The sequence below is a fragment of the Kitasatospora sp. NPDC096140 genome, from assembly GCF_040303045.1.
Taxonomy (GTDB): domain Bacteria; phylum Actinomycetota; class Actinomycetes; order Streptomycetales; family Streptomycetaceae; genus Kitasatospora.
Genome location: NZ_JBEOUW010000059.1, coordinates 17,067 through 39,554, shown reverse-complemented (window position 1 = coordinate 39,554; position 22,488 = coordinate 17,067). Strand labels below are relative to the sequence as shown.

The 22,488-nt window shown below is 74.6% G+C and carries 17 protein-coding genes; 5 read left to right on the top strand and 12 right to left on the bottom strand.

The features are described from left to right. Window positions 1-37 precede the first annotated feature (37 nt). A complete protein-coding gene (locus tag ABT048_RS37610; protein ID WP_350526121.1) occupies window positions 38-1,264 on the top strand; it encodes a phosphodiester glycosidase family protein in 1,227 nt (408 codons plus the stop codon). A gap of 134 nt (window positions 1,265-1,398) precedes the next feature. Here ABT048_RS37610 and ABT048_RS37605 read toward each other — a convergent pair whose 3' ends face one another. Then, window positions 1,399-2,055 carry a hypothetical protein gene (locus ABT048_RS37605; RefSeq protein ID WP_350526120.1) on the bottom strand — a complete coding sequence of 219 codons (657 nt, stop codon included), beginning with the start codon at window positions 2,053-2,055 and terminating at the stop codon, window positions 1,399-1,401. Window positions 2,056-2,779: 724 nt separating this feature from the next. Here ABT048_RS37605 and ABT048_RS37600 point away from each other — a divergent pair. Both ABT048_RS37600 and ABT048_RS37595 read left to right on the top strand, forming a co-directional pair. Next, a complete protein-coding gene (locus ABT048_RS37600) occupies window positions 2,780-3,253 on the top strand; it encodes an ATP-binding protein (RefSeq protein WP_350526119.1) in 474 nt (157 codons plus the stop codon). An 80-nt stretch (window positions 3,254-3,333) separates the two neighbouring features. Further along, the gene (locus tag ABT048_RS37595; RefSeq protein WP_350526118.1) at window positions 3,334-6,210 is read left to right on the top strand and encodes an ATP-binding protein; all 2,877 of its coding nucleotides are present in this window, start codon (window positions 3,334-3,336) and stop codon (window positions 6,208-6,210) included. 11 nt (window positions 6,211-6,221) lie between these two features. Here ABT048_RS37595 and nagA read toward each other — a convergent pair whose 3' ends face one another. From nagA to ABT048_RS37545, 10 genes are all read right to left on the bottom strand, one after another. After that, on the bottom strand, window positions 6,222-7,415 hold the full coding sequence (gene nagA / locus ABT048_RS37590) for an N-acetylglucosamine-6-phosphate deacetylase (protein ID WP_350526117.1): 1,194 nt from the start codon (window positions 7,413-7,415) through the stop codon (window positions 6,222-6,224). A gap of 139 nt (window positions 7,416-7,554) precedes the next feature. Continuing rightward, window positions 7,555-9,459 carry a glycoside hydrolase family 27 protein gene (locus ABT048_RS37585; RefSeq protein WP_350526116.1) on the bottom strand — a complete coding sequence of 635 codons (1,905 nt, stop codon included), beginning with the start codon at window positions 9,457-9,459 and terminating at the stop codon, window positions 7,555-7,557. Window positions 9,460-9,518: 59 nt separating this feature from the next. Then, a complete protein-coding gene (locus ABT048_RS37580; RefSeq protein ID WP_350526115.1) occupies window positions 9,519-10,625 on the bottom strand; it encodes a glycerate kinase in 1,107 nt (368 codons plus the stop codon). Beyond that, on the bottom strand, window positions 10,622-11,470 hold the full coding sequence (locus tag ABT048_RS37575; protein WP_350526114.1) for a sugar phosphate isomerase/epimerase family protein: 849 nt from the start codon (window positions 11,468-11,470) through the stop codon (window positions 10,622-10,624). Before ABT048_RS37575 ends, ABT048_RS37580 begins: the two co-directional genes overlap by 4 nt. Further along, window positions 11,467-12,666: a dihydrodipicolinate synthase family protein gene (locus ABT048_RS37570; RefSeq protein WP_350526113.1), complete on the bottom strand. Its 1,200-nt coding sequence runs from the start codon at window positions 12,664-12,666 to the stop codon at window positions 11,467-11,469. Before ABT048_RS37570 ends, ABT048_RS37575 begins: the two co-directional genes overlap by 4 nt. Further along, window positions 12,666-13,817: a Gfo/Idh/MocA family protein gene (locus ABT048_RS37565; protein ID WP_350526112.1), complete on the bottom strand. Its 1,152-nt coding sequence runs from the start codon at window positions 13,815-13,817 to the stop codon at window positions 12,666-12,668. The genes ABT048_RS37570 and ABT048_RS37565 overlap by 1 nt, the downstream gene beginning before the upstream one ends. 54 nt (window positions 13,818-13,871) lie before the next feature. Then, window positions 13,872-14,852, bottom strand: coding sequence for a hydroxyacid dehydrogenase (locus ABT048_RS37560; RefSeq protein ID WP_350526132.1), 981 nt, complete (start codon window positions 14,850-14,852; stop codon window positions 13,872-13,874). Between the two features lie 95 nt (window positions 14,853-14,947). After that, the gene (locus ABT048_RS37555) at window positions 14,948-15,853 is read right to left on the bottom strand and encodes a carbohydrate ABC transporter permease (protein ID WP_350526111.1); all 906 of its coding nucleotides are present in this window, start codon (window positions 15,851-15,853) and stop codon (window positions 14,948-14,950) included. Beyond that, a complete protein-coding gene (locus tag ABT048_RS37550; protein WP_350526110.1) occupies window positions 15,850-16,806 on the bottom strand; it encodes a carbohydrate ABC transporter permease in 957 nt (318 codons plus the stop codon). Before ABT048_RS37550 ends, ABT048_RS37555 begins: the two co-directional genes overlap by 4 nt. Continuing rightward, on the bottom strand, window positions 16,803-18,143 hold the full coding sequence (locus tag ABT048_RS37545) for an ABC transporter substrate-binding protein (RefSeq protein ID WP_350526109.1): 1,341 nt from the start codon (window positions 18,141-18,143) through the stop codon (window positions 16,803-16,805). Before ABT048_RS37545 ends, ABT048_RS37550 begins: the two co-directional genes overlap by 4 nt. Before the next feature lie 322 nt (window positions 18,144-18,465). On the opposite strand from ABT048_RS37545, the gene ABT048_RS37540 reads away from it, so the two are divergent. Then, entirely contained in the window at window positions 18,466-20,448 is a 1,983-nt protein-coding gene (locus ABT048_RS37540; RefSeq protein ID WP_350526108.1) for a DUF2264 domain-containing protein, read from the top strand. A gap of 9 nt (window positions 20,449-20,457) precedes the next feature. After that, window positions 20,458-21,243 carry a sugar phosphate isomerase/epimerase family protein gene (locus tag ABT048_RS37535; RefSeq protein WP_350526107.1) on the top strand — a complete coding sequence of 262 codons (786 nt, stop codon included), beginning with the start codon at window positions 20,458-20,460 and terminating at the stop codon, window positions 21,241-21,243. Window positions 21,244-21,336: 93 nt separating this feature from the next. Here the strand turns inward: ABT048_RS37535 and ABT048_RS37530 are convergent, their stop codons facing one another. Continuing rightward, a complete protein-coding gene (locus tag ABT048_RS37530; RefSeq protein ID WP_350526106.1) occupies window positions 21,337-22,422 on the bottom strand; it encodes a substrate-binding domain-containing protein in 1,086 nt (361 codons plus the stop codon). Window positions 22,423-22,488: the final 66 nt, after the last annotated feature.

The following is a 22,488-nucleotide window of genomic DNA, read 5'->3' as shown; positions in this document are numbered from 1 at the left end:
GCGGCGGGACCGCCGTACCGGCCGTCAGCATGGCGGTGTGAGGCATGCGCTGCGCTGTGTGGTTGCCCTGGGGCTGGCCGTGGCTGCGGCCGGCCCGGTCGTCCCGCCCGCCGGGGCGGAGCCGGTCGGGCCCGGGGCCGCGTCCGGCTGGACGGCGCTCGCGCCCGGGGTGGCGTACCGGGAGCTGACGGTGCACACCCCGCACGGCAGCGCGCGGGTGTACGCCGTCCGTGCCGACCTGCGCCGGCCGGGCGTGCGGGCGGACTTGCTGTTTCCGGGCGCGGTGGCCGCCCGCGCGCCGCTGACCGTGCTGGCCGGCGCACGCCGGGCGGTGGCGGCGGTGAACGGGGACTTCTTCGACATCAGCGAGGCACAGCACCCGGGCGTCGAGGTCACCGGGGCGACCTCCGGGCCGGCCGTGTACCGGGGCCGGGCGTTGAAGGCGGCCGTCCCGGAGGCGCAGCGGTTCGGCTGGCAACCGCCGCCGGGTGACACGGCCGAGGACGTGCTCGGGGTCGGTGTGGACGGGGTGGCCCGCCTGGGCCGTCTGGTGCTGCGGGGCCGGCTGCGGGCCGCGGGCGGCGGTGCCTGGCCGCTGGGCGGGCTGAACCAGTACGCCCTCCCGGTCGGTTCGATCGGCGTGTTCACCTCCGACTGGGGCGCGGTGTCCCGGGCCCGCGCCGCATGCGGGAGCGACGAGTCGCGGAAGGCCCCCTGCACGGCGGACACCTGGGAGGTGACGGTCCGCCAGGGCCGGGTGGCGGCGGTCTCCGCGACCCCGGGGACGGGTCCGATCCCCGCGGGGAGCACCGTGCTGCTCGGCCGCGAGGCGGGCGCCCGCGCGCTGGCGGGCCTGCCCGTCGGCACGCCGGTCGCCGTGGACTACCGGCTGGCGTCGAGCGGGCCGGTGCCCTTCCGCTTCGCGCTGGGCGCCCACCGGCTGCTGCGCGGCGGGGAGGCGCCGGCCGGGTTGGACGACACGGTCGCCGAGCCGCGCAGCGCGCTCGGCCTCGCGGACGGCGGGCGGGTGCTGACGCTGGTGTCCACCGACGGACGCGAGGGCACCTCCACCGGCCTGACGCTGACCGAACTCGCCCGAACGGTGCGTGACCTCGGCTGTCCGGACGGCGCCTACCTGGACGGCGGCGCCTCCGCCACACTCGTCACCCGCGACCGGGCCACCGGCGAGCTGACGGTGCGCAACCACCTCGACCACGGCCGGGAGCGCCCGATCCCCAACGCCCTGGGCATCCTCACCGGGTAGCGCCGACCGCTGGCCCCACCGCCCGCTCGGCCCCACCGACGGCAGCCCAATTCGGCTCGGCGCCGTGCCGCAACTGCCCGTATGCCAGGGCAAGTACGCCACCGGCCCGCCGAGCGGCAGGCCGGTGGCGGGCCCTAACTTCCCCGGACCACGCGCATCGGGTTGGATGCCCAGCGCATGGCTGGCGGCATCTCCTTCTCCGGGATCGCGCCGTCCGTGGTCTGGGCGGCCTTGCGGGCCAGTGCCTCGAAGGTCTCCTGGTTCAGGATGGCGACCTGCACGGTGCGGACCGTCCCGGGAGTGTCCCCGGACACCGGGATCGTGAGGGGGTTGATACCCGGCAGCTCTCCCTTCGGGTAGTAGTTGGTGTGTGGTTCCGGTGTCCCCATCCCGTCTCGGACGATCATCCACACGAGGTGGCCGCCGGGCTGGACCGCGCAGTTGATCTCGGCCTTGACCTCGGCCTTCGTTCGCTCGGTGACGACGTCGGCACTGCCGAGGCTGACACCGGACTTCGACTCGCCGCAGGGCGGGAGTGGAACGGTCGGGCCCCCCGAGACGCCGCCGACCGATGCCGTTGCCACCGTCGTCGCGGGCGGTGGCGGTGGCTGAGGGGTGTCGCTGCCGCGGGAGAGAACGATCGGAACGCCCGCGCAGAGCAGGATGAGCACGCCGGCTCCGGCGGAGACGGCCACCCTTCCTTCCCTGGTCAGACCCTTGAACCTCGCCACGATGGAGATCCCGCCCGAGGTCTCGGGACCGCCGGATTCCGGCTGCTGCTGCTCGGACATGACAGATCCTCCCCCTTTCCGGAGCAATGTTGAGAATGCGCGGAGGTGATGATTGTGCACGTTGCCAACGTATTGCGCATCCCTTTAAGGGAGGGGGAGTCGAGGAATGTGCGACGCGAGATGTGTTGTTCGATCCATGTCGCGAAAAGGTCATGCACACGATATTCGGATCGTGAACGGATGGCCCTTCTCGGAAGGCGTCGGATGGTGTCGACCATCTGCCGCATCGGGGCGCACTCCGGCGTATGTCACCATGCTCCGCGCGCCTGCGCCGCAGGCCAGGAGCCTCTGCGGCGCTGTCGCCGGGGCTGTCCGCGCCCACGAACGGGAGTGGAGGTAGCGCTGGCGCGGCGGGGTCGGCGACGCGTCCCGGAAGGTCTGTGCTTCCACGAGCAGCACTCTCGGAATATGTGAGCCGGGCTCGTGACCGGAATTTTCGGGCCTTCGCGACGTACGACCGGCAGACAGGTCGGCCAGAATTCCTGGGAACCGTGCATTCCGGGGACAGATGATGAAAAGATCGCTGATCGTCGAGGCCTGTGAAGTCCTCGGGGTGGTGCCCGGAGGTGTTGTTACGGCACTACCCATCGCCGGGGAGCGGCACGTCGGGCACTTTGGGCATACGCCTTTCCGGCCGCCCCCATTGCCCGGCCGACCCGCGCTGCCGCACGGTCGAGGCAGGCCCGCCGATGCACCGACGGCGGGGCGATCCAGGAGCCTGATCATGGTCATCACCCAAGCCCTCCGGCCCGCGGCCGTCCGTACCCGCCGCCGGAACGCGGTCTCCCTCCCGCCGACGACCAGTGCGCTGAGCAGCATGCCGGCGACCCTGGAAGCCGTCCCGGCGCTGCGCCGGTTCGCCTGCCACACCGCACTGCGGTGGTCCGTCCCGCCGGCGCGCAGGAGGGCGCTGGCCCTGGTCGTCAGCGAGCTGGTGACCAATGCGGTCCTGCACAGCGGCAGCCCGGACATCACCGTGCTGATCACCTACCGCGGCGCCGAGCTCACGGTCGAGGTCAAGGACTCCGGACGGTGGAAGGCCCGGGAAGTGCCGCGCCGGATGCCCGAGGACGCGGACGCGGCGTTCGGGCGGGGGCTCGACCTGGTCGCCCGGGTGACGGACGGGTGGCTGGCCTTCCTGTCTCCGGCCGGCACGCGGGTGGTGGCCACCGTCGCCGCCGACCCCGACCGCGCTTGACCAGCGGGTTCACCGCCTCCGGCGCACGATTGCCCGGTCCGCCGCCGCGCACTAGCGTGGCCGGGAAGGGCGGTGGTCGTGTGACGCGGAGTGTGGGACGCGACAACGCCCCGACGCCCCGGTGGGGGTTCGCCCTGGTCGGACGCGACCGCGAGCTGGGACTGCTGCTCGACGCGCTCCGCCACCCGCCGGCCGTGGCCGTGCTGGAGGGCGAGGGCGGCATCGGCAAGTCCAGGCTGGTGCGGGAGGCCACCGCGGCCCTGGCCGCCGAGGGGCGGCCCGTGCTCGCCGGGTCCTGCCACCCGCTGCGCGAACCCTTCCCCTACGGCCCCGTCGTGGACGCCCTGCGCGGGGTTGGCGCGCTGCTGCCCGCCACGGAGCGGATCCCGGCCACGGCGGGCGCGCTCGCGGAGCTGCTGCCGGACGTCGCCGACCGGCTGCCGCCGCCCCCGCCCGCTCCGCACGGCCCCCTGGCCCGGCAGCACCGCATCGTCCTGGGGGTCCGGTCCCTGCTGGCGGCGATCGGACCGGCCGTCCTGGTCGTCGAGGACCTGCACTGGGCCGACGAGGCCACGCGCGAACTGCTCCTCCTGCTCGCCCGGGACCTGCCCGGGCGGCTGAGCCTGCTGCTCACCGTCCGGACGGAGGACCTCCCGCCGGGAACGCCCGCGCTCGGAGCCGCCTACCGCCGCCCGCCGGGTGTCGGGGGCACCACCATCGCCCTGGAACGGCTGACCGGCCCGGACGTGCGCGCCCTGGCCGAGGCCGTGCTCGGGCACGACGCCACACCGGAGCTCGGAGCCGCCCTGTACGAGCGCAGCCAGGGCCTGCCCCTGGTCGTCGAGGAGGACCTGCGCACCCTGCGCGACGAGGGCGCCGGCCGCGACCTCGTCGGCCGGCTCCGGAGCGCCCGGGTCCCGGCCGGGCTGAGCGAGGCGGTGATCGAACGCCTCGACGCGCTGCCCCCGAACGGCACGTCGATCGCCGCCGCGGCCGCCGTCCTCGCCGTGCCCGGCACGGAGGCGGTGCTCGCCGCCGTCGCCGGGCTGGACCCGGAGCCGGCGGCCGACGGGCTCACCGCCGCCCTCCGGGCCGCGGTCCTGGCGGAGGCCGAGCCCGGCCACTACGGTTTCCGGCACGTCCTCGCGCAGCAGGTCGCCCACCGGCACGTCCCGGGGCCGTCCCGGGTGCGGCTGCACGAGCGGGCCGTGCGGGTGCTGCGGGCCCAGACGCCCGCGCCCCTGGTCCGGATCGCCCACCACACCCTCGCCACCGGAGACCGCCGCGCCTGGCTGGACCGGGCGCAGGACGCGGTCCGCGAGTCCGTGGCCCTGGGCGACGACGGAACGGCGGCCCGGCTCCTGCGGCAGATCCTCGACGCGCCCGAACTGCCCGACGCCCGCCGCGCCGAGGCCGCCCTCACACTGGCCGGGATCACCGTGAACGGCGTGGACTTCTCCGCGAGCGCCGGACGGTTGCGCCTGCTCCTCGACGATCCGCGGCTGCCGGTGGCCGTCCGGGGCGAGATCCGGTTCGCCCTCGGTGTGCTGGCCACCAACCAGGGCGGCGACCGCACCGGCTTCCAGGACCTGGAACGGGCGGTCGACGAACTCGCCACCCGCCCGGACCTGGTGGCCCGGGTGTTGAGCACCTTGGCGCTCGACGAACGCGACGGCGCCACCGCCCTGGCCCGGAGCCGGCTCGACCGGGCCGACCTGGTGCTGCTCGACAGCACCGACGAGGTGGCCCGCGCCACCGTGCGGGCCACCAGGCTCACCGTGCTGGCCCGCGACGCCGACCCCGGCATCTGGCCCCTGCTCGACCGGCTGCCCCGCGAGGGTGAGGACACCGCGGTCCTCGCGCAGACGGCCCGGGCGCTGTTCAACGCGGCCAGCGGGCTGATCATGGCCGGGCACGACCGGCGTGCCGCGCCGCTGCTGGCCGAAAGCCTGGAGCTCGCCGAACGGCTCGGTCTCACGAACACGGTGTGCTTCGGCCGGTTCGCCCTGCTGCACTTCGACTTCTTCGGCGGACACTGGTCGGGCCTGGCGGAACGCCTCGCCGCACTGCGGGCCGAGTACCCGGAGATGGCTCCGCTCGCCGAGGTCAAGGAGGAGCTTCTGCTCGGGCAACTCGCCTCCGCCCAAGGGAAGTTCGGCCGAGCCGTCGACCACCTGCGGACCGCGTCCGCCCGCGCGGGGCAGCACGCCCAGGTCGGCTACGCGCTGAACGTCGCTGCCGGGCTCGCCACCGTCCGCCTCGCCCAGGACGAGCCCGGAAAGGCGTACACGGCCGCCGTCCCCGCCGTCGCCTCCCTGCGGGAGGCCGGCACCTGGGCACAGGCCATCGGCCTCGTCCCGGCGGCCGTCGACGCCGCACTGCGCACCGGCCACCGGGACGTCGCCGAAGGCCTGGCCGGCGACGTCGAAGCCGGCCTCGCCGGGCGCGACGCCCCGGCCGCCGAGGCCGAACTCGCCCTCGCCCGGGGCCTCCTGCTCCTGGAACGCGAACCGGACGCGGCGGCCGGACACTTCGCGGACGCGCACCGGATCCGGCTCGGGATCGGCCGCCCGTACGACTGCGCCCGCGCTGCGGAGCACCTCGGCCGCGCGCTCGCGCAGCGGCGGCCCGAGGAGGCGGGCGGGTATCTCGCGCAGGCCCTGGACGGGTTCACCCGCCTCGGCGCGAGCGCCGACGCCGCCCGGTGCGGGCGCGCGGTCCGCGGGCTGGGACTGGCGCGGCCCGAGCCGTCGAGCAGCGGGCGCGGTTACGGCGACCGGCTGTCCCCGCGCGAGCAGCAGGTCGCCGAACTGCTCGCCCGGGGTGCCACCAACCACGACATCGCCCGGGCCCTGGTGCTGTCCCAGCGGACGGTGGAGAAGCACGTCGCGCAGGTGCTCAGGAAGCTGGGCACGGTCAGGAGGAACGTGGGCAAGGTGTTCCCCGGAGGAGGGTGACGGATCCTCGTTCAGGCGGTTCGGACGGTTCGGACGGTTCGGAAGCGGTCGGCGCCGCGGGCCCAGTGGCCGTGGCGCATGACGGCGACCAGGTCGAAGCTCTCGGAGTCGACGATGACGAGGTCGGCGAGTTTGCCGGTTTCCAGGGAGCCGGTGCGGTGGTCGAGGCCGAGGAGGCGGGCGGGGGTGGTGGACAGTGATTGGACGGCCTGGTGGAGCGTCAGTTTGCCGATGGTGAGGGCTCTTCGGAAGGCCTGGTCGAGGGTGAGGGTGGAGCCGGCGATGGAGCTTCCGTCGGGGAGCATGGCGATGCCGTTGGTGACGCGGACCTGGAGGGGGCCGAGGGGGTAGAGGCCGTCGCCCATGCCGGCGGCGGCCATGGCGTCGGTGATGAGGGCGACGCGGTGGGGGCCGGCGGTGCCGTAGGCGAGGTCGAGGACGGAGGGGTGCAGGTGCACGCCGTCGTTGATCAGCTCGACGGTGACCCGTTCGTCCTCCAGCAGGGCGACGATCGGGCCGGGGGCGCGGTGGGCGATGGCGGGCATGGCGTTGAAGAGGTGGGTGGCGACGGTGGCGCCGGCGTCGATGGCCTGCAGGGTGGTGGCGTAGTCGGAGTCGGTGTGGCCGACGGCGGCGATGATGCCGAGGTCGGCGAGCATGCGCACCGAGTCGAGGCCGCCGGGGAGTTCGGGGGCGAGGGTGACCATGGTGGCGTGGCCGCGGGCGGCGTCGACGAGCTTGCGGACGAGGGCCGGGTCGGGCTCGCGCAGCAGATCGGGGCGGTGGGCGCCGCAGCGGTTGTGCGAGATGAAGGGGCCTTCGAAGTGGATGCCGGCCAGCACGTCGTCCTCGACGAGTTCGGAGAGGACGGCGGCCTGGCGGGCGAGCTCGTCGATCTCGCCGGTGACGGTGGAGGCGACGGTGGTGGTGGTGCCGTGGTGGAGGTGGGTCCGGGCGGCGAGCAGGGCCTCCTCGGCGTTGCCGGAGGCGTAGGAGGCGCCGCCGCCGCCGTGGACGTGCAGGTCCACGAAGCCGGGGACGACGGTGTGACCGGTCAGGTCGAGGTCGCCGGGTTCGGTCGGACCGCTGGTGACGGCCGTGATGCGGTCGCCCCGGACGGTCAGGCGGCCGTCGTCGACGACACCGCCGGGCAGGACCAGCCGGGCACCGGCCAGGACAGTACGGTCACGGTCAGTGGTGGTCATGCGGAGGCACCTCCGGGAGTGGTCGGCGCGGACGAGCGGAAGGCGGCGCTGTTGGGGCAGCGCCGCCTTCCGGGACCTGGCCGCACCGCGCCGCCGTCACGGTGTCTGGGGTGGCCAGGGGTCCGGGGGTCCGGTCGGATCAGTAGTCGGTCAGCGAGAAGATGTGCAGGGCGGCGTTGTCCGGCAGGGTGATGGACTGCAGGGTCTTGCCGTCCGGCACGGTCACCGACGCGTAGGAGACCACGTACCTGGTACCGAACTGGTCGGGGCCGTGCGGGCTGTTGCGGTGGGTGGTCGTGACGGCGGTGCTGTCGCCGAAGGCGGTCGGGTCGGCGGTCAGCCAGTTCGGGAAGCCGAGCGTGGCCTGGCCGCTGGTGCCGTCGGTGAAGTGGAGGGTGAGGGCGCCGGAGACGTCGCCGCCGCTGGACGCGCCGAGGAAGCCGATCGTGCTGCCGTCGGTCGGGAAGGCGATGGTCTGGCCGCGGGCCACGATGTTGTCGAACTGCCCGGAGCCGCCGGCCGGCCAGGCGAAGGTCTGGCCGCCGGCCGCGACGGTGGAGCCGCGGGTCACGCCCGCCGCGGCCAGGGCGTCGGAGGAGAAGCTGTCGCCGGCACGGTCGAAGGAGCCGGCGGTGGCCGCGTCGTCGTCGCTGATCGCGGTGGAGTTGAGGGCGGTGGTCCAGTCCGCGTAGGTGGCGCCGGCGTCGGGGTGCAGCCGGTAGACGACGGCGGAGGTGGCCGGGACGGTGGCGGAGATCGTGCCGGAGCTGTTGGTGACCGCCTTGCTCCACAGGTCCTTGAGGGTGAAGCCGGAGGCCGAGGTGCCGACCGCGGCGCCGGTGGTGGAGACGGTCCGGACGGTGGCGGACTTGTTGAGCAGGGCCACCGCGACGTCGCCGTTGGCCAGGGGCTTGGCGTAGACGGCGGTGTCGTCGTCCGAGGCGACCGGGGTGGCCTGGACACCGAGGCGGTCCTGGTCCACGGCGATGATGTCGGTGTTCCCGGCGTCGGCGACGACCTGCGGGGTGAACGCCGCGGCGCCGGTCATCTTGATGTTCAGCGGCGCGGAGTACATCGCCCACATGCTGAGCTGGGCGCGCTGCTGGTCCGGCGTCATGGAGCTCTGCCCCAGCGCGAGCTGGTCCGGGTCGTTGAAGTGGCCCGCGCGGGCGTAGCCGGCGGTGGCGTCGGTCTGCTCCAGGCTGGTGAGGGTCGCGGCCCAGTTGTTCCCGCCCACGTCGGCGGCCATCCGCCACTCCTGGGAGGTCTGCCCGATGCCGGCCATGACCTTCTGGAAGACGGGCGAGCCGGTGCTCTGGTTGTCCCAGTTGAAGTACGCCGGGGCCGAGCAGTTGAGGGTCATGTGGGTGCCGTGTGCGGCGTTGGCCTTGGCGATGGCTCGGGCGGCCTGCCGGTAGGCGTCGATGGCGACGTCGGCGTCGTGGTCGGTGGTGAGCAGCAGGCCGGAGGTGGAGGTGCGGGTGTGCGGGTAGCAGTAGTCCATCTTGATGTAGTCGACGCCCAGTGAGGCGAAGTACTCGGCGTCCTGGGTGAAGTGCCCGTAGCTGCCGGAGCCGCCGTCGCAGGTGAGGTCGCCGCCGTCCTCGTAGATGCCGAACTTGAGGCCCTTGCTGTGGACGTAGTCGATGGTGGCCTTGATGCCCTGCGGGTACTTGCTGGGGGAGGTGATCAGGTTGCCGGCCTGGTCGCGGCCGTGCTGGGCGGCGGGGACGACCTGGGTGCCGTTCCAGTCCTGGCCGTTGTCCTTGATCATCCAGTCGTCGTCGACGGCGATGATGTTCCAGCCCTTGGCGGCCAGGCCGTTGGCGACGACGGCGTCGGTGTCGGCGCGCACCAGCGCGTCGTTGGTCTGCCGCCAGCTGCCGGGCCGGACGATCATGGTGGGGGTGGCCTGCAGGGTGTGGTCGGCGATGTTGCCGGGCGCGGACTCCGCGGCGGCCGGCTGGGCGGGCAGGCCGGTGGTCAGTCCGGCCGCGGCGACGAGGGTCGCGGCGGCGAGTGCGGGCAGTCTGTTGCGTCGCACGGGGGCTCCTTGGGGGGTCTGGTGGGCAGGGAGGAGGGGGGTGGTCAGGGGGTGGGCGCTCAGCGGCGGCTGGTCAGGGGGTGCTCGGCGAGCGCCCAGCGGCGGGCGGCGAGCAGGGCGCCCGCGCGGCGCAGCCAGTGCAGCGGCCGGCCGCACGCGGCCTCCGCGGACCCGGCCAGCCGGGTCAGCGTGAGCACCGCCGGGACGGCGGAGTCCCCGGCGACGACGGCGGCCGGCGTGCCGGCCCGGCGGGCCCGGTACAGGACCTCGCCGGCCGCCTTGCCGCGCAGGCTGGTGGCGTCGAAGCGGCCTTCGCCGGTGATCACCAGGTCGGCGTCGGCGAGCGCTTCGTCCAGGTGCAGCAGGTCGGCGACGGCGGCCGCGCCGGGGGTGGTGACGGCACCCCAGGCGGCGGCCAGTCCGTAGGCGGTCCCGCCGGCCGCCCCGGCGCCGGGGGCCGCGGGGTCGCCGCCGAGCAGGGCGGCGAGCTGTCGGAGGCCGGCCTCCAGGGCCCGGACGTTCTGCGGTCCGGCGCCCTTCTGCGGCCCGTACACGGCGGCGGCGCCGTCCGGGCCGAGGAGCGGGTCGGTGACGTCGGTGAGGAGCCGCACGCCGTCCGGCGGGGGCGGGAGCAGTCCGGAGCGGTCGGCCCGGACGGCGGCGGTCAGGGCATGGCCGCCGTCCGGGAGTCGGTTGCCGTCCGCGTCGAGCAGACGGAGTCCGAGGGCGCCGAGGAGCCCGGCGCCGCCGTCGGTGGAGGCGGAGCCGCCGAGGGCGACGGTCAGCCGGCGGGCTCCGGCGGCGAGCGCGGCGGCGATCACCTGGCCGGTGCCGCGGGTGGTGGCGGTGAGCGGGGCGGGGGCGGCCATCAGCGGCAGGCCGCTGGTGACGGCGAGTTCGACGAGGGCGGTGCCGTCCGGCAGGAGCGCGTAGGAGCCGGTGACGGGTCGGCCGTCCGGTCCGGTGCAGCCGGGCACCCGGCGGACGACGGCCCGCGGGGTGGCGGCGAGGACGGCCGCGGTGGTGCCCTCGCCGCCGTCGGCCATGGCGCGGGTGAGGAGTTCGTCGCGCGGCCGGACCGAGAGCCAGCCCTCGCGCAGGGCGGCGGCGGCTTCGGCGGCGGTCGCGGTGCCCTTGAAGGAGTCGGGGGCCAGGACGACCCTCATCGGGCGGCCGCCGGTGCGAGGTGCGGTTCGACGTGGGTGCGGTGGCGTTCGGCGAGCAGGCTCAGGGTCCGCGGGCCCGGGGTGTTCCAGACCTGCTCGTTGAAGATCTCGACCTCGACCCAGCCGGTGTAGCCGGCGGCGGTGACCTTGGCGGTGAGCGCCGCGAAGTCGATGTGGCCGTCGCCGACGTGGCCGCGCCCGAGCAGGGTGTCGGCGGGCAGCGGGAGGGTCCAGTCGCACACCTGGTAGGAGGCGATCCGGCCGCCGCGTCCGGCGCGTTCGAGCTGTGCGTCGAGTTGGGGGTCCCACCAGACGTGGTAGCTGTCCACGACCACCCCGACCTGGTCGGCGGGGAAGGCCTCGGCGAGGTCCAGGGCCTGGCCGAGGGTGGAGACGACGGCGCGGTCGGCGCAGAACACCGGGTGCAGCGGTTCGATCGCCAGCCGGACGCCGAGGTCGCCCGCGTGCGGGGCGAGCCGGGCGAGGAGGTCGGCGACCCGGGCGCGGGCGCCGGCGAGGTCCCGGCTGCCGTCGGGCAGGCCGCCGACCACCATGACGAGGGTGTCGGTGCCCAGTTCGGCGGCCTCCTCCAGGGCGGCGAGGTTGTCGGCGAGCGCGGCCCGGGTGGCCTCGGGGCCGGTGGCGGTGAGGAAGCCGCCGCGGCAGAGGCTGCTGACGGCCAGTCCGGACTCGCGGACGAGGCGGGCGGCGCGGGCGAGGCCGGTCTCGGCGACCTTGTCGCGCCACAGCCCGATCGCGGGGATCCCGGCGGCGACGCAGCCGTCGACGGCCTCGGCCAGGCTCCAGTCGCGGGTGGTGATCTGGTTGAGCGAGAGCCTGGTCATGCGGTGACCCCCGCGAGCTTGAGGAGGTCGCGCATCCGGCCGGCGGCGAGGTCGGGGTCGGGCAGGACGCCGGCCGCGTCGGCGAGGCGGAAGAGTTCGACCAGGTGGCGGGTCGAGCGGGCGCTCTGGGCTCCGGCGACCATGGTGAAGTGCGGCTGGTGGCCGGCGAGCCAGGCGAGGAAGACGATGCCGGTCTTGTAGTGGTATGTCGGCGCGCCGAACAGGTGGCGGGCGAGCGGCACGGTGGGGGCCAGCAGCGCGTCGTAGCGGTCCGGGTCGTCGGCGTCGAGGGCGTGCAGGGCGGCGGCGGCCCGGCTCGCGATCGGGTCGAACACGCCGAGCAGGGCGTGGCTGTGCCCGAGGTCGTCGCCCTTGATCAGCTCGGGGTAGTGGAAGTCGTCCCCGGTGTAGAGGCGGACCCCGGCGGGCAGGGAGCGGCGGAGCGCGACCTCGCGTGCGGCGTCGAGCAGGGAGACCTTGATGCCGTCGATCCGGTCGGCGTGCGCGTGGACGAGGTCCAGCACCGTCCCGGTGGCCCGGTCGAGGTCGTGGGAGCCCCAGTAGCCGGCCAGGGCGGGGTCGAACATCTCGCCGAGCCAGTGCAGGATCACCGGCCGGGCGCTCTGGCGGATCAGGCCGCCGTAGACGGTCAGGTAGTCCTCGGGGCCGGTGGCCACGGCGGCGAGGGCGCGGCTGGCCATCAGGATCGGGCGGGCGCCCGCCTCCTCGGTGACGGCGAGCTGCTGCTCGTAGGCGGCGGCGATGTCGGCGAGCGTGGGGGCGGGGGCGGTGAGGTGGTCGGTGCCGACCCCGCAGGCGAGCAGGGCGCCCTCGCGTCGCCCGCCACCAGCCTGGCCGGAAGCGCGGTGCGCCGCCCCTTCGAACGCCCGGGCCTCGGCGCCGGAGCGGACGATCAGCTCGCGGGTGGCGGCCCAGTCGAGGCCCATGCCGCGCTGGGCGGTGTCCATGGCGTCGGCGACGCCGAGGCCGAGCGACCAGAGGTGGCGCCGGAAGGCCAGGGTGGCGTCCCAGTCGACGGCGGCCGGGGCGCCGGGCGCGTTGTCGCCCAGGGGGTCGGCGACGACGTGGGCGGCGGCGAAGGCGGTGCGCGAGCGCGGCGGGTGCGCGGGCAGGTGCAGCGGCTCGGGGTCGCGCAGCCGCAGCCGGCCGTGGCCGGGCAGGAGGATCTCGGTCATCACAGCTCCAGCGCGGGGACGTCGAGGCGGCGGCCCTCGTGGGCGGAGCGCAGGCCGAGTTCGGCCAGCTGGACGCCCTTGGCGCCTTCGAGGAGGTCCCAGTGGTACGGGGAGCCGGTGGCGACGTGGCGCAGGAAGAGCTCCCACTGCACCTTGAAGCCGTTGTCGAACGCGTCGTTGTCGGGCACCTGGTGCCACTGGTCGCGGAACGACTCGGTCACCGGCAGGTCCGGGTTCCAGACCGGCTTGGGGGTGGTGGCCCGGTGCTGGACGCGGCAGTTGCGCAGCCCGGCGACGGCGCTGCCCTCGGTGCCGTCGACCTGGAACTCGACGAGCTCGTCGCGGTCCACCCGGACCGCCCAGGAGGAGTTGATCTGGGCGGTGATCCCGCCCTCCAGCTCGAAGATGCCGTACGCGGCGTCGTCGGCGGTCGCCCGGTACGGTTCGCCGCGTTCGTCGTGGCGGAGCGGGATGTGGGTGGCGGTGTGGGCGTACACCGAGCGCACCGGGGCGATGACGTTGTCCAGCACGTAGCGCCAGTGCGGGAACATGTCGAGGATCATGCCGCCGCCGTCCTCGGCGCGGTAGTTCCAGGACGGCCGCTGGGCCTGCTGCCAGTCGCCCTCGAAGACCCAGTAGCCGAACTCGCCGCGCACGGACAGGATCCGGCCGAAGAAGCCGCTGTCCACCAGCCGCTTGAGCTTGAGCAGGCCGGGCAGGAACAGCTTGTCCTGCACGGCGCCGTTGGCCACCCCGGCCTCCCGTGCCAGCCGGGCCAGTTCCAGGGCGGACGCCAGGGTCTCGGCGGTCGGCTTCTCGGTGTAGACGTGCTTGCCGGCGGCGATGGCGGCCTTGATGGCCGGTTCGCGGGCCGGGGTGACCTGCGCGTCGAAGTAGATCTCGGCGAGCGGGTGGGCCAGGGCCTCGTCGAGCGAGGTGGTCCAGTGGGCGAGGTCGTGGCGCTCGGCGAGGTCGCGCAGCTTGGCCTCGCTGCGGCCGACCAGGATCGGCTCGGGCCACAGGACGTCGCCGTCGGGCAGCGGGAGCCCGCCCTGCTCGCGGATGGCGAGGACGGAGCGGACGAGGTGCTGGCGGTAGCCCATCCGGCCGGTCACGCCGTTCATCACGACGCCGATGACCTTGCGGGACATGGGGGTTCTCCTCTGGTGCTGGGTGGTGGTGCCGATAGTGGTGCCGACGGTCCGTCAGGCGGTGAGGTGGATGTCGGAGGACAGCACGGGGTGGGCGAAGGGCAGCCCCGCGGCGTACCGGGCGAGTTCGTCGGCCGCGGCGGCGGCCATCCGGTGCAGTTCGCCGCCGAGGGAGCCGGCGACGTGCGGGGTGAGCAGGACGTTGGGCAGGTCGTAGAGCGGGGAGTCGACGGGCAGGCGCTCGGGCACCGTGACGTCGAGGACGGCGTTCAGCCGGCCGGCGACGAGTTCGGCGGTGAGCGCGTCCTGGTCGACGAGGGAGCCGCGGGCGGTGTTGACCAGGGTGGCGCCGTCGCGCATGGCGGCGAGCCGTTCGCGGCTGATCAGGTGCCTGGTCCCGGGCAGCTCGGGGGCGTGGACGCTGACCACGTCGGCGGTGGCGCACAGGGTGTCCAGGTCGACGGCGCGGGCGCCGAGCTCGGCGGCCTGGAGCGGTCCGAGGTACGGGTCGTGGACCAGCAGCTCCAGGTCGTACGGGCGCAGCAGTTCCAGGACGCGCCGGCCGATCCGGGAGGCGCCGACGATGCCGACGGTGCGCCGGTAGTTGCCGATGGCGCCGAGGTCGGCGTGCGGGCTGAAGTCCTCGCGGTCCCTGCGGTAGGCGGAACTCAGCTGCAGGACCTGCTTGTTGGCGAAGAGCACGGCCGCGACGGTGTACTCGGCGACCGGCAGGGCGTTGGCCCAGGCCGCCGAGGTGACCTGCAGGCCGCGACGCCAGCAGGCCTCGGTGACGTGGTGCTTGACGGAGCCGGCGGCGTGGACGACGGCCCGCAGGGCGGGTGCCGCGGCGAGCACCGGGGCGTCCAGCGGCGGGCAGCCCCAGGAGCTGATGATCACCTCGGTCTCGCGCAGCGCGGCGGCCGCCTCGGGGGCGGTGAAGTCGTCGACGACCAGGGCCGGGTCGAGGACGGCGAGTTCGGTGAGCCGGGCCATCGTGGCGGGGGCGATCAGTCGTTCGGCCAGGCCGGGCTGCATGGCGAGCAGGGCGCGGGGTCGGCGCGGGGCGTCGGGCGGTGTGGCGGGTGCGGTGGGCACCAGGGGCTCCCGTTCGGCGGAGGTGGTGGGGCGGGTCACTTGACGCTGCCCGCGGTGAGTCCGGCCTTCCAGTGGCGCTGCAGGACGGTGAAGGCGACCACCAGCGGGAGGACGGCGAGCAGCGAGCCGGTGACCACCAGCGGGTAGTACTCGGGGAAGGCGTGGGTCTGGCTGTTCCAGCTGTAGAGGCCGAGGCTGACCGGGAAGAGCCGGTTGTCGGAGAGCATCACCAGCGGCAGGAAGAAGTTGTTCCAGATCGCGGTGAACTGGAAGAGGAAGACCGTCACGAAGCCCGGCATCACCATCGGCAGCCCGATCGACCGGAAGGTGCGCAGCTCGCCGGCGCCGTCCATCCGGGCGGCCTCCAGCACCTCGCCGGGCAGGTAGCCCTCGCAGAAGACCCGGGCGAGGTAGACGCCGAACGGGTTGACCAGGGAGGGCAGGAACACCGCCCAGAAGGTGTTGACGATGTGCAGCTGCGAGGCGAGCAGGTACATCGGCAGGGCGAGCGCCGTGGTCGGCACCAGGACGCCGAGCAGCACCAGCCCGAACAGCTTCTCCTTGCCGCGGAAGGCGTACACGTGGAAGGCGTAGCCCGCCGCGACGCACAGCAGCGCGCAGAGCAGGGCGCCGATCCCGGCGTAGAGCAGGGAGTTGAGGTACCAGCGGAAGTAGATGCCGTCGCCGGTGACGGCGAGCCGGTGCAGGTTCTCGCCGAGGTGCCAGCGGGCGGGGCTCAGGGTGTTGCCGCCGAGCAGGTCCCCGGTGTTCTTGGCGGCGGCGGCCAGCAGCCAGCCGAGCGGGAGCAGGGTGTACGCGGTGGCGAGGAGCAGGGTGCCGTTGACGGCCGCCCTGGACAGCGTCCAGGGCCGGCGCCGGGCCGGTGCCGGGGTGCGCGGGCGGGTGGCGGACGCGGGACGTTCGGGGGCGATCGCGGTCATGCCGGGGACTCCTTGCGCTTCGGCCGCGAGCCGCCCGTGAAACGGGTGACCACGAAGGACAGGCCGGCCGCGAGCAGGGCGAGCAGGACCGAGGAGGCGGCCGCGAGGTTGTAGTCGTTGCGGTCGAAGGCCGCGGTGTAGCCGTACATGTTGGGGGTCCAGGTGCTGATCACGCCGGGCGCGACGCCGTGCAGGATCATCGGCTCGGTGAACAGCTGGAGCGATCCGATCAGGGTGAAGAGCGCGACCATCGCGATCGAGGCGCGGATCAGCGGGACCTTGATGCCCAGGGCGGTGCGCAGCGGTCCGGCGCCGTCCACCACGGCCGCCTCCAGCACCTCGCGCGGCACGGCCTGCAGGGCGGCGTAGAAGATGACCATGTTGTAGCCGGTCCACTCCCAGAGCGCGATGTTGACGACGGCCGGCAGCGGGTGGCCGAGCAGGTCGGGCTGCACGCCGGCCGAGCCGAGGGCGTCGACGACCGGGCTGATCCCCGGGGTGTAGAGGTACATCCAGATCAGTGCGGCGATGATGCCGGGAACGGCGTGCGGCAGGAACAGTGCCAGCTGGAAGAACCGGCGGGCCCGGGCGAGCGCCGAGTCCAGCAGCAGGGCGAGGGTCAGCGAGAGGCCGACCATCAGCGGGATGTACAGCAGGCAGTAGCCGGCCGTGATCAGCAGGCCGTTGCGGAAGGCGTCGTCCCCGAGGGCGCGGGTGTAGTTGGCCAGGCCGGTGAAGACCGTCTCGGCGTCGCCGAAGCCGAGGCCGGAGCGGTGCTCGGTGAACAGGCTGAGGTGGACGGCGTAGCCGATCGGCACCAGCGTGCAGGCGGTGAACAGGAGCAGGAAGGGCGCGAGCAGCAGGGCGGGGGCCCCGAGCCGTCCGCGCCGCCTGACGGTGGAGGCGCGGACGGAGCCCTGGCGGCGGTCGGCCGCGGGGGTGCGGGCGGTCATCCCTGGGCGACCTTGAGCCCGCGGTTCTTCAGCTCGGCCACGGTGGCCTGCTGGGCGGTGGTGTCGCTCTGCGCGATGCCGCCGCCGGAGGTGAGCTTGGCGAAGGAGTCCTTGAGGGAGTTGTTGGTGGCTCCCATGGTGGGGCCCCAGGTCCACGTGGTGCGGATCGACTTGGCCGCGTCGGCGTAGAGCGCGTAGACGTCCTGGCCGCCGTAGAAGCCGGTGTCGAAGGCGGCCTTGGCGACCGGGACGAGCGCGGGCGCGGCCGGGAAGGCTGAGGAGGTGCCGGAGGCGATCCGGGCCTTGATGCCCTCGGGTGTGGTGGTCGCCCAGGTGGCGAAGGCGACGGCGGCCTTGGCCTTCCTGCTGTCCTTGGACACGGCGAAGGTGGTGCCGCCGAGCATGCCGCTCGCGGGCGTGCCGTCCCAGGTCGGCACCGGGGCGACGGCCCACGTGCCGGCGGCGTCCGGGAGCGTGCTCTTCAGCACGCCGCCGCCCCAGGAGGCGCCCACGTAGCCGGCGGTCTCGCCCTTCTGGAGCGAGGCGGTCCACTGCTGGCTGAACGAAGGCTGGACCCGCACCAGGTCGTCGTCGATGAGCTGCTGCCAGTAGTCGGCGACCCGCTTGGTGGCGGGGGAGTCGATGTCGACCTTCCAGGCGCCGTCGGCGGTGTCGAACCAGCGGGCGCCGCCCTGCCAGGCCAGGGCCTCGAAGGGGCTCGGGTCGTCGGGGAAGAAGGTGGCGATCCGGGTGGCGGGGTCGGCCTGCTTGAGCTTCTGCGCGGCGGTGCGGAACTCGTCCCAGGTCCTGGGGACGGTGATGCCGGCCTGCGCGAAGAGGTCCTTGCGGTAGTAGAAGGCCTGGGGTGCGGCGTCCAGCGGCAGCGCCCAGGACTTGCCGCCGAGCGTGGTGAGGTCGACGGCCTGCGGCAGGTAGTCGGCCTTGAGTTCGGCCGTCACGAGCTTGCTGATGTCCTGCACCGCGCCCTGGCTGACGAAGTCGGGCAGCTGCTGGTACTCGGTGTTGAAGACGTCCGGGGCGTTGCCGGCCTTCACCGCGTTGGAGATCTTGGCGTAGCCGCCGGCCACGCCGGAGGGGATCTCCTCGAAGTCGACCTTGACGTCGGTGTGCGAGGCGTTGAACGCGGCGACCACGTCCTTGGTGCCCTTGGCCCAGCCCCAGAAGGTGATGGTGACGGGCTTTCCGTCGGCGGCGGGCTGGTCCTGCGTGCCGCCGGTGCTGCCGCATCCCGCCAGCAGGGCGGTGGAGAGGGCGACGACGACGGCGGTGGTGGTGAGCCGGGGAGCTCTGCGGCGACGGGGGGTGGGGGAGGGCATGGTTCAGCTCCAGGGTGAAGGTGGCAGACGCCGGAGGGAACCCGAGGGCTCAGCATCGGCCGAGCGGGGCGGGGCCATCCTGACCCCGGCATTCGATCGACGTCAAGACCGTTTGATCGAATGATCTGGATTAATTGCGCTCGGAGATGGTCGGCCGACGGCTCGGCAGGCCAGTGCTTGAGCATGGATGATGGCCGGGGAGAGGCTTTCCGGAGGGGACGTCGACGGCCTCTCAGCTCGATCATTCGATCAAAGATCTTGACGAACGATCGATACCTGCCTACATTCGGCGGCGCGTCAGCCAGCCGACGAAGGACCGCCCATGCACCTGCCCGCCGAGGACCGCCGCTGCAGCCCGTACACCGGGTGGACCCGGGCCCACTGGGAGGCCGTCGCCGACGGCCTGCTGGCCGCGGTCCGCCCCCACGCCAGCCCCGGCCAGGCGCTGATCCACCTGCCGGGCCCCCGCCCGAGCATCTCCGGCCGCCGGTCGGACGGACTGGAGGGCTACGCCCGCACGTTCCTCCTCGCGGCCTTCCGCACCGCCGGCGCCCACGGAACGGACCCGCAGGGCCTGCTCGACCGCTACGCCGCCGGCCTCGACGCCGGCACCCGCCGCCCCACCCTCGAACGCGACCTCGCCGACGGCGACGCCGAATCCTGGGGAGTGATCGCCGACCGCTCCCAGCCCATGGTCGAGGCCGCCTCCGTCGCCCTGGCCCTGCGCCTCACCCGCCCCTGGCTCTGGGACCGGCTCGACGACGCCGTCCGCCAACGGGCCGGCGCCTGGCTGGCCGAGGCGCTCCGGCGCACGCCCGTCGACAACAACTGGTGGCTCTTCCCGCTCACCGTCGGAGGCTTCCTCGCGGAGGCCGGCATCGAGACCGAGGCCGCCCGCGAAGCCGTCGAACGCGGCCTCGGCCGGATCGAGCAGTGGTACCTCGGCGACGGCTGGTACACCGACGGCCGCCCCCGGGCCTTCGACCACTACAACGGCTGGGCCCTGCACCTCTACCCCGTCCTGCACGCCCACCTCGCCGGCGACGCCGCCCTCCTCGCCCGCTACGGCGCCCGGCTCGAAGCCCACCTCGACGGCTACGCCCGGCTCTTCGGCGCCGACGGCGCCCCCGTCCACCAGGGCCGCTCGCTCACCTACCGGTTCGCCGCCGCCGCACCCCTGTGGGCCGGCGCCCTCACCGGCCACACCCCCCTCGCCCCCGGCACCACCCGCCGGATCGCCTCCGGCGCACTGCGCCACTTCCTCGACCGGGGCGCCGTCACCGCCGACGGCCTCCTCCCGCTCGGCTGGTACGCCGCCCACCCCCCGCTGGTCCAGGAGTACTCCGGCCCCGCCTCCCCCTACTGGGCGAGCAAGGGCTTCCTCGGACTGCTGCTCCCCGCCGACCACCCGGCCTGGACCGCGACCGAGGAACCCGGCCCGGCCGAGCGGGAGGACGCCGTCGTGCCCCTGCCGCAGCCGGGCTGGCTGGTCCAGTCGACCGCCGCCGACGGCCTCGTCCGGCTGCACAACCACGGCAGCGACGACCAGCCCGCCGACCGGGTCCACGCCGACGACCCGCTGTACGCCCGGCTCGCCCACTCCACCGCGACCGCACCCGTCCACGAAGGCCCCGCCGACAACCACTTCGCCCTGCTCGTCGACGGCCGCCCCAGCGAGCGCGGACGCATCCGCCCGCTGGGTACCGGGCCGGGCTGGGCCGCCTCCTCCCACCGGCCCCGCGCCGGCGGCGGGGCACTTCCCGGAGTGACCGTCACCTCCCTCGTCCTGGCCCGCGGCCGTGACGAGGTGCGGGCCCACCTGGTCACCGGCGCCGAGGCGGGGACCACCGTCCGCGAGAGCGGCTGGGCCGTCGCCGGCACCGGTGTCGAGGCCGGCACGGAACGGCTGTCGGCCAGGGTCCGCACCGAGCGGCCGTCGGCCGGGGCCCGCACCGAGCGGCGGCTGACCGCGGAACTCGCCGGAGTTCACGGCTACACCCGGGCGTCCGTCGACCCCGTCCCCGCAGGGACGGCCTTCGGCCCCGCGGCCGCCGTCCCCGTCCTCCTCGGCACCACCGGCGAAGGGACGCGGCTGTTCGTCTCCGCCGGCCGGCTCACCGCGGAGCCCGCACCGGCCGGCGAGCAGCCGCGCGTACGCACTGAACAGTCGCGCGTGTGCACCGAGCAGCCGCGCGTGCGCACCGAGCCGACGCGTGACGGCCACCGGCTGACCGTGGACTGGCCGGACGGCACCCGTCAGCGGGCCGAACTCGCCGTCGGATCCGTCACCGTCCGCACCCTCTGAGGAGCCCCCGTGCCACTCGCCCTGTCCACCCTCGGCCTCCCCGGCCTGCCCCTCGCCGCCGCCGCCCGCCTCGCCGCCGACACCGGCTGGAACGGGCTCGAACTGCGCTGCGCCGAGGGCGAGAGCGTCCACCCGGCGATGACGCCGGCCGAACGCCGCGGCGCCGTCCGGGCCCTGGAGGCCGCCGGGGTGGCCCCGGTCCTCCTCGCCACCTACGTGGGAGTGGCCGCTCCCGGCGACGACCGGCCCGTCCTGGACGCCCTCCGCTCGCGGCTGCGCCTGGCCGCCGATCTGGCGTGCCCCGCCCTGCGGGTCTTCCCGCAGGGCGGCGACGGCCCGGTGGCCGAGGCCGACCGGCGGGCGGCGCGCAGGCTCACCGCGGTCGCGCCGGAGGCCCGCAGGCTCGGCGTCCGAGTCCTGGTGGAGACCCACGACTCGCACCGCGCCGGGCGCGACGTGGCCCGGCTGCTCGACGGCGTCCCGCACGACGCGGCGGGTGCGCTCTGGGACCTGATGCACACCCACCTCGCGGGCGAGCGGCCCGCCGACACGCACACCGCACTCGCCGGGCGCCTCGGCCACGTCCAGGTCAAGGACGTCGCCGCGCCCGAGGATCTCACCCCGCTCGCGCTCGGTGCCGGTTGCCTGCCGATCGCGGCGTGCGTACGGCTGCTCCCGCCCGACGGCTGGGTCTGCTGGGAGTACGAGGCGCCGTGGCACCCGGCCGCGGCCCCGCTGGCCCCGCTCCTGGCGCAGGGGGCCCGCCGGCTCGCGGCGTGGCGCGCCGGGGGCTGACGGCGGCTCGCGGCGGGTTCCGCGGCCCTGCACGCCGGGCGCCGACGGCGGCCCGGACCGGCGCGGACGCGGGACCGCTCCCGCCCGGCGGGATCAGCCCCGGACGGGCAGGGCGCCGCAGGAGGAGCGCACCACCAGGGTCGGCAGCAGGCCGATGTGGTGCGCCGGCAGGTCGGAGCCGGTGGACATCCGGCGCAGCAGGAGGTCCAGGGCCACGGTGCCCACGGCCTGCTTCGGCGGCGCGACGGCCGTCAGGGGAGGCGTCGTCAGCGCGGCGAACACGTCGTCGTAGGAGATCAGCGCCAGGTCCTCCGGGACCCGCAGCCCGCGGGCGCGCAGGAGCTGCGGCAGCTGGATCGCGTCCCGGTCGTTGTGCACGAGGACGGCGCGCACACCCTGTTCGGCGTGGTCGGCGAGTCGGTCGGCGAGCCACTGGGGGTCGGCGGGGGCGATCGGGTCGGTGCCCCAGGGATGGACGTCGACGACCGGGTGCGCCTCGATCCCGAGCACCCGGGCGGCCTCCGCGTAGCCCGCCCGGACCTCGTGCGCGGTCCAGGTGTCGTTGCGGGCGGCGAGCAGCACCGACCGGTGCCCCAGGGCGGCGAGGTGACGCAGCGCCAGCAGCACCCCGTGCCGGTGGTCCGAGACCACCGCGTCGAGGTCGGCGGCGACGGCCCCGGCCGCCGCCCGGCGCTCGACCAGGACGGTGGGGACCGGGAGCTTGGTGAGCCAGTCGCCCTCGTCCGGGGCGCCGGGCCGCCAGTTCGGGGTGAACAGCAGGCCGTCGATCCCCGATCCGAGGATGCGCTCCACCTGGGCCCGGTCGTCCTGGGCCTCGTACGGGGAGATGCCCAGTACCAGGCGGGCGCCGGCCGTCGTCGCGGCCGACCGGGCGCCCTCGATGATCTCGTCGAAGTACGAGCCCACGGTCGGCACCAGCATGCCGACGACCGGTCCGGCGCCGCCGGCGCGTCGGTGGCCGGGCGTACCGCCCTGCGGGAGGGAGACCGATCCGTGGGAGCGCCGCAGCAGGCCGTTCTCGGCCAGTGCCGCGACGTCGCGGCGGACGGTGACGGTGGGCAGGCCGAGCCGCTCGGCGAGTTCCGTCACGCGGACGGAGCCCGACTCGCGCACGACGTCGAGGATTCGCGCCCGACGCTCTTCCGCCGAGATGGCCACGGTGTCGCCTCCTGGTCGTTCCTGTACTGCCGGCAAGCGATCGAATCGTATCGCACGATCGAAAAA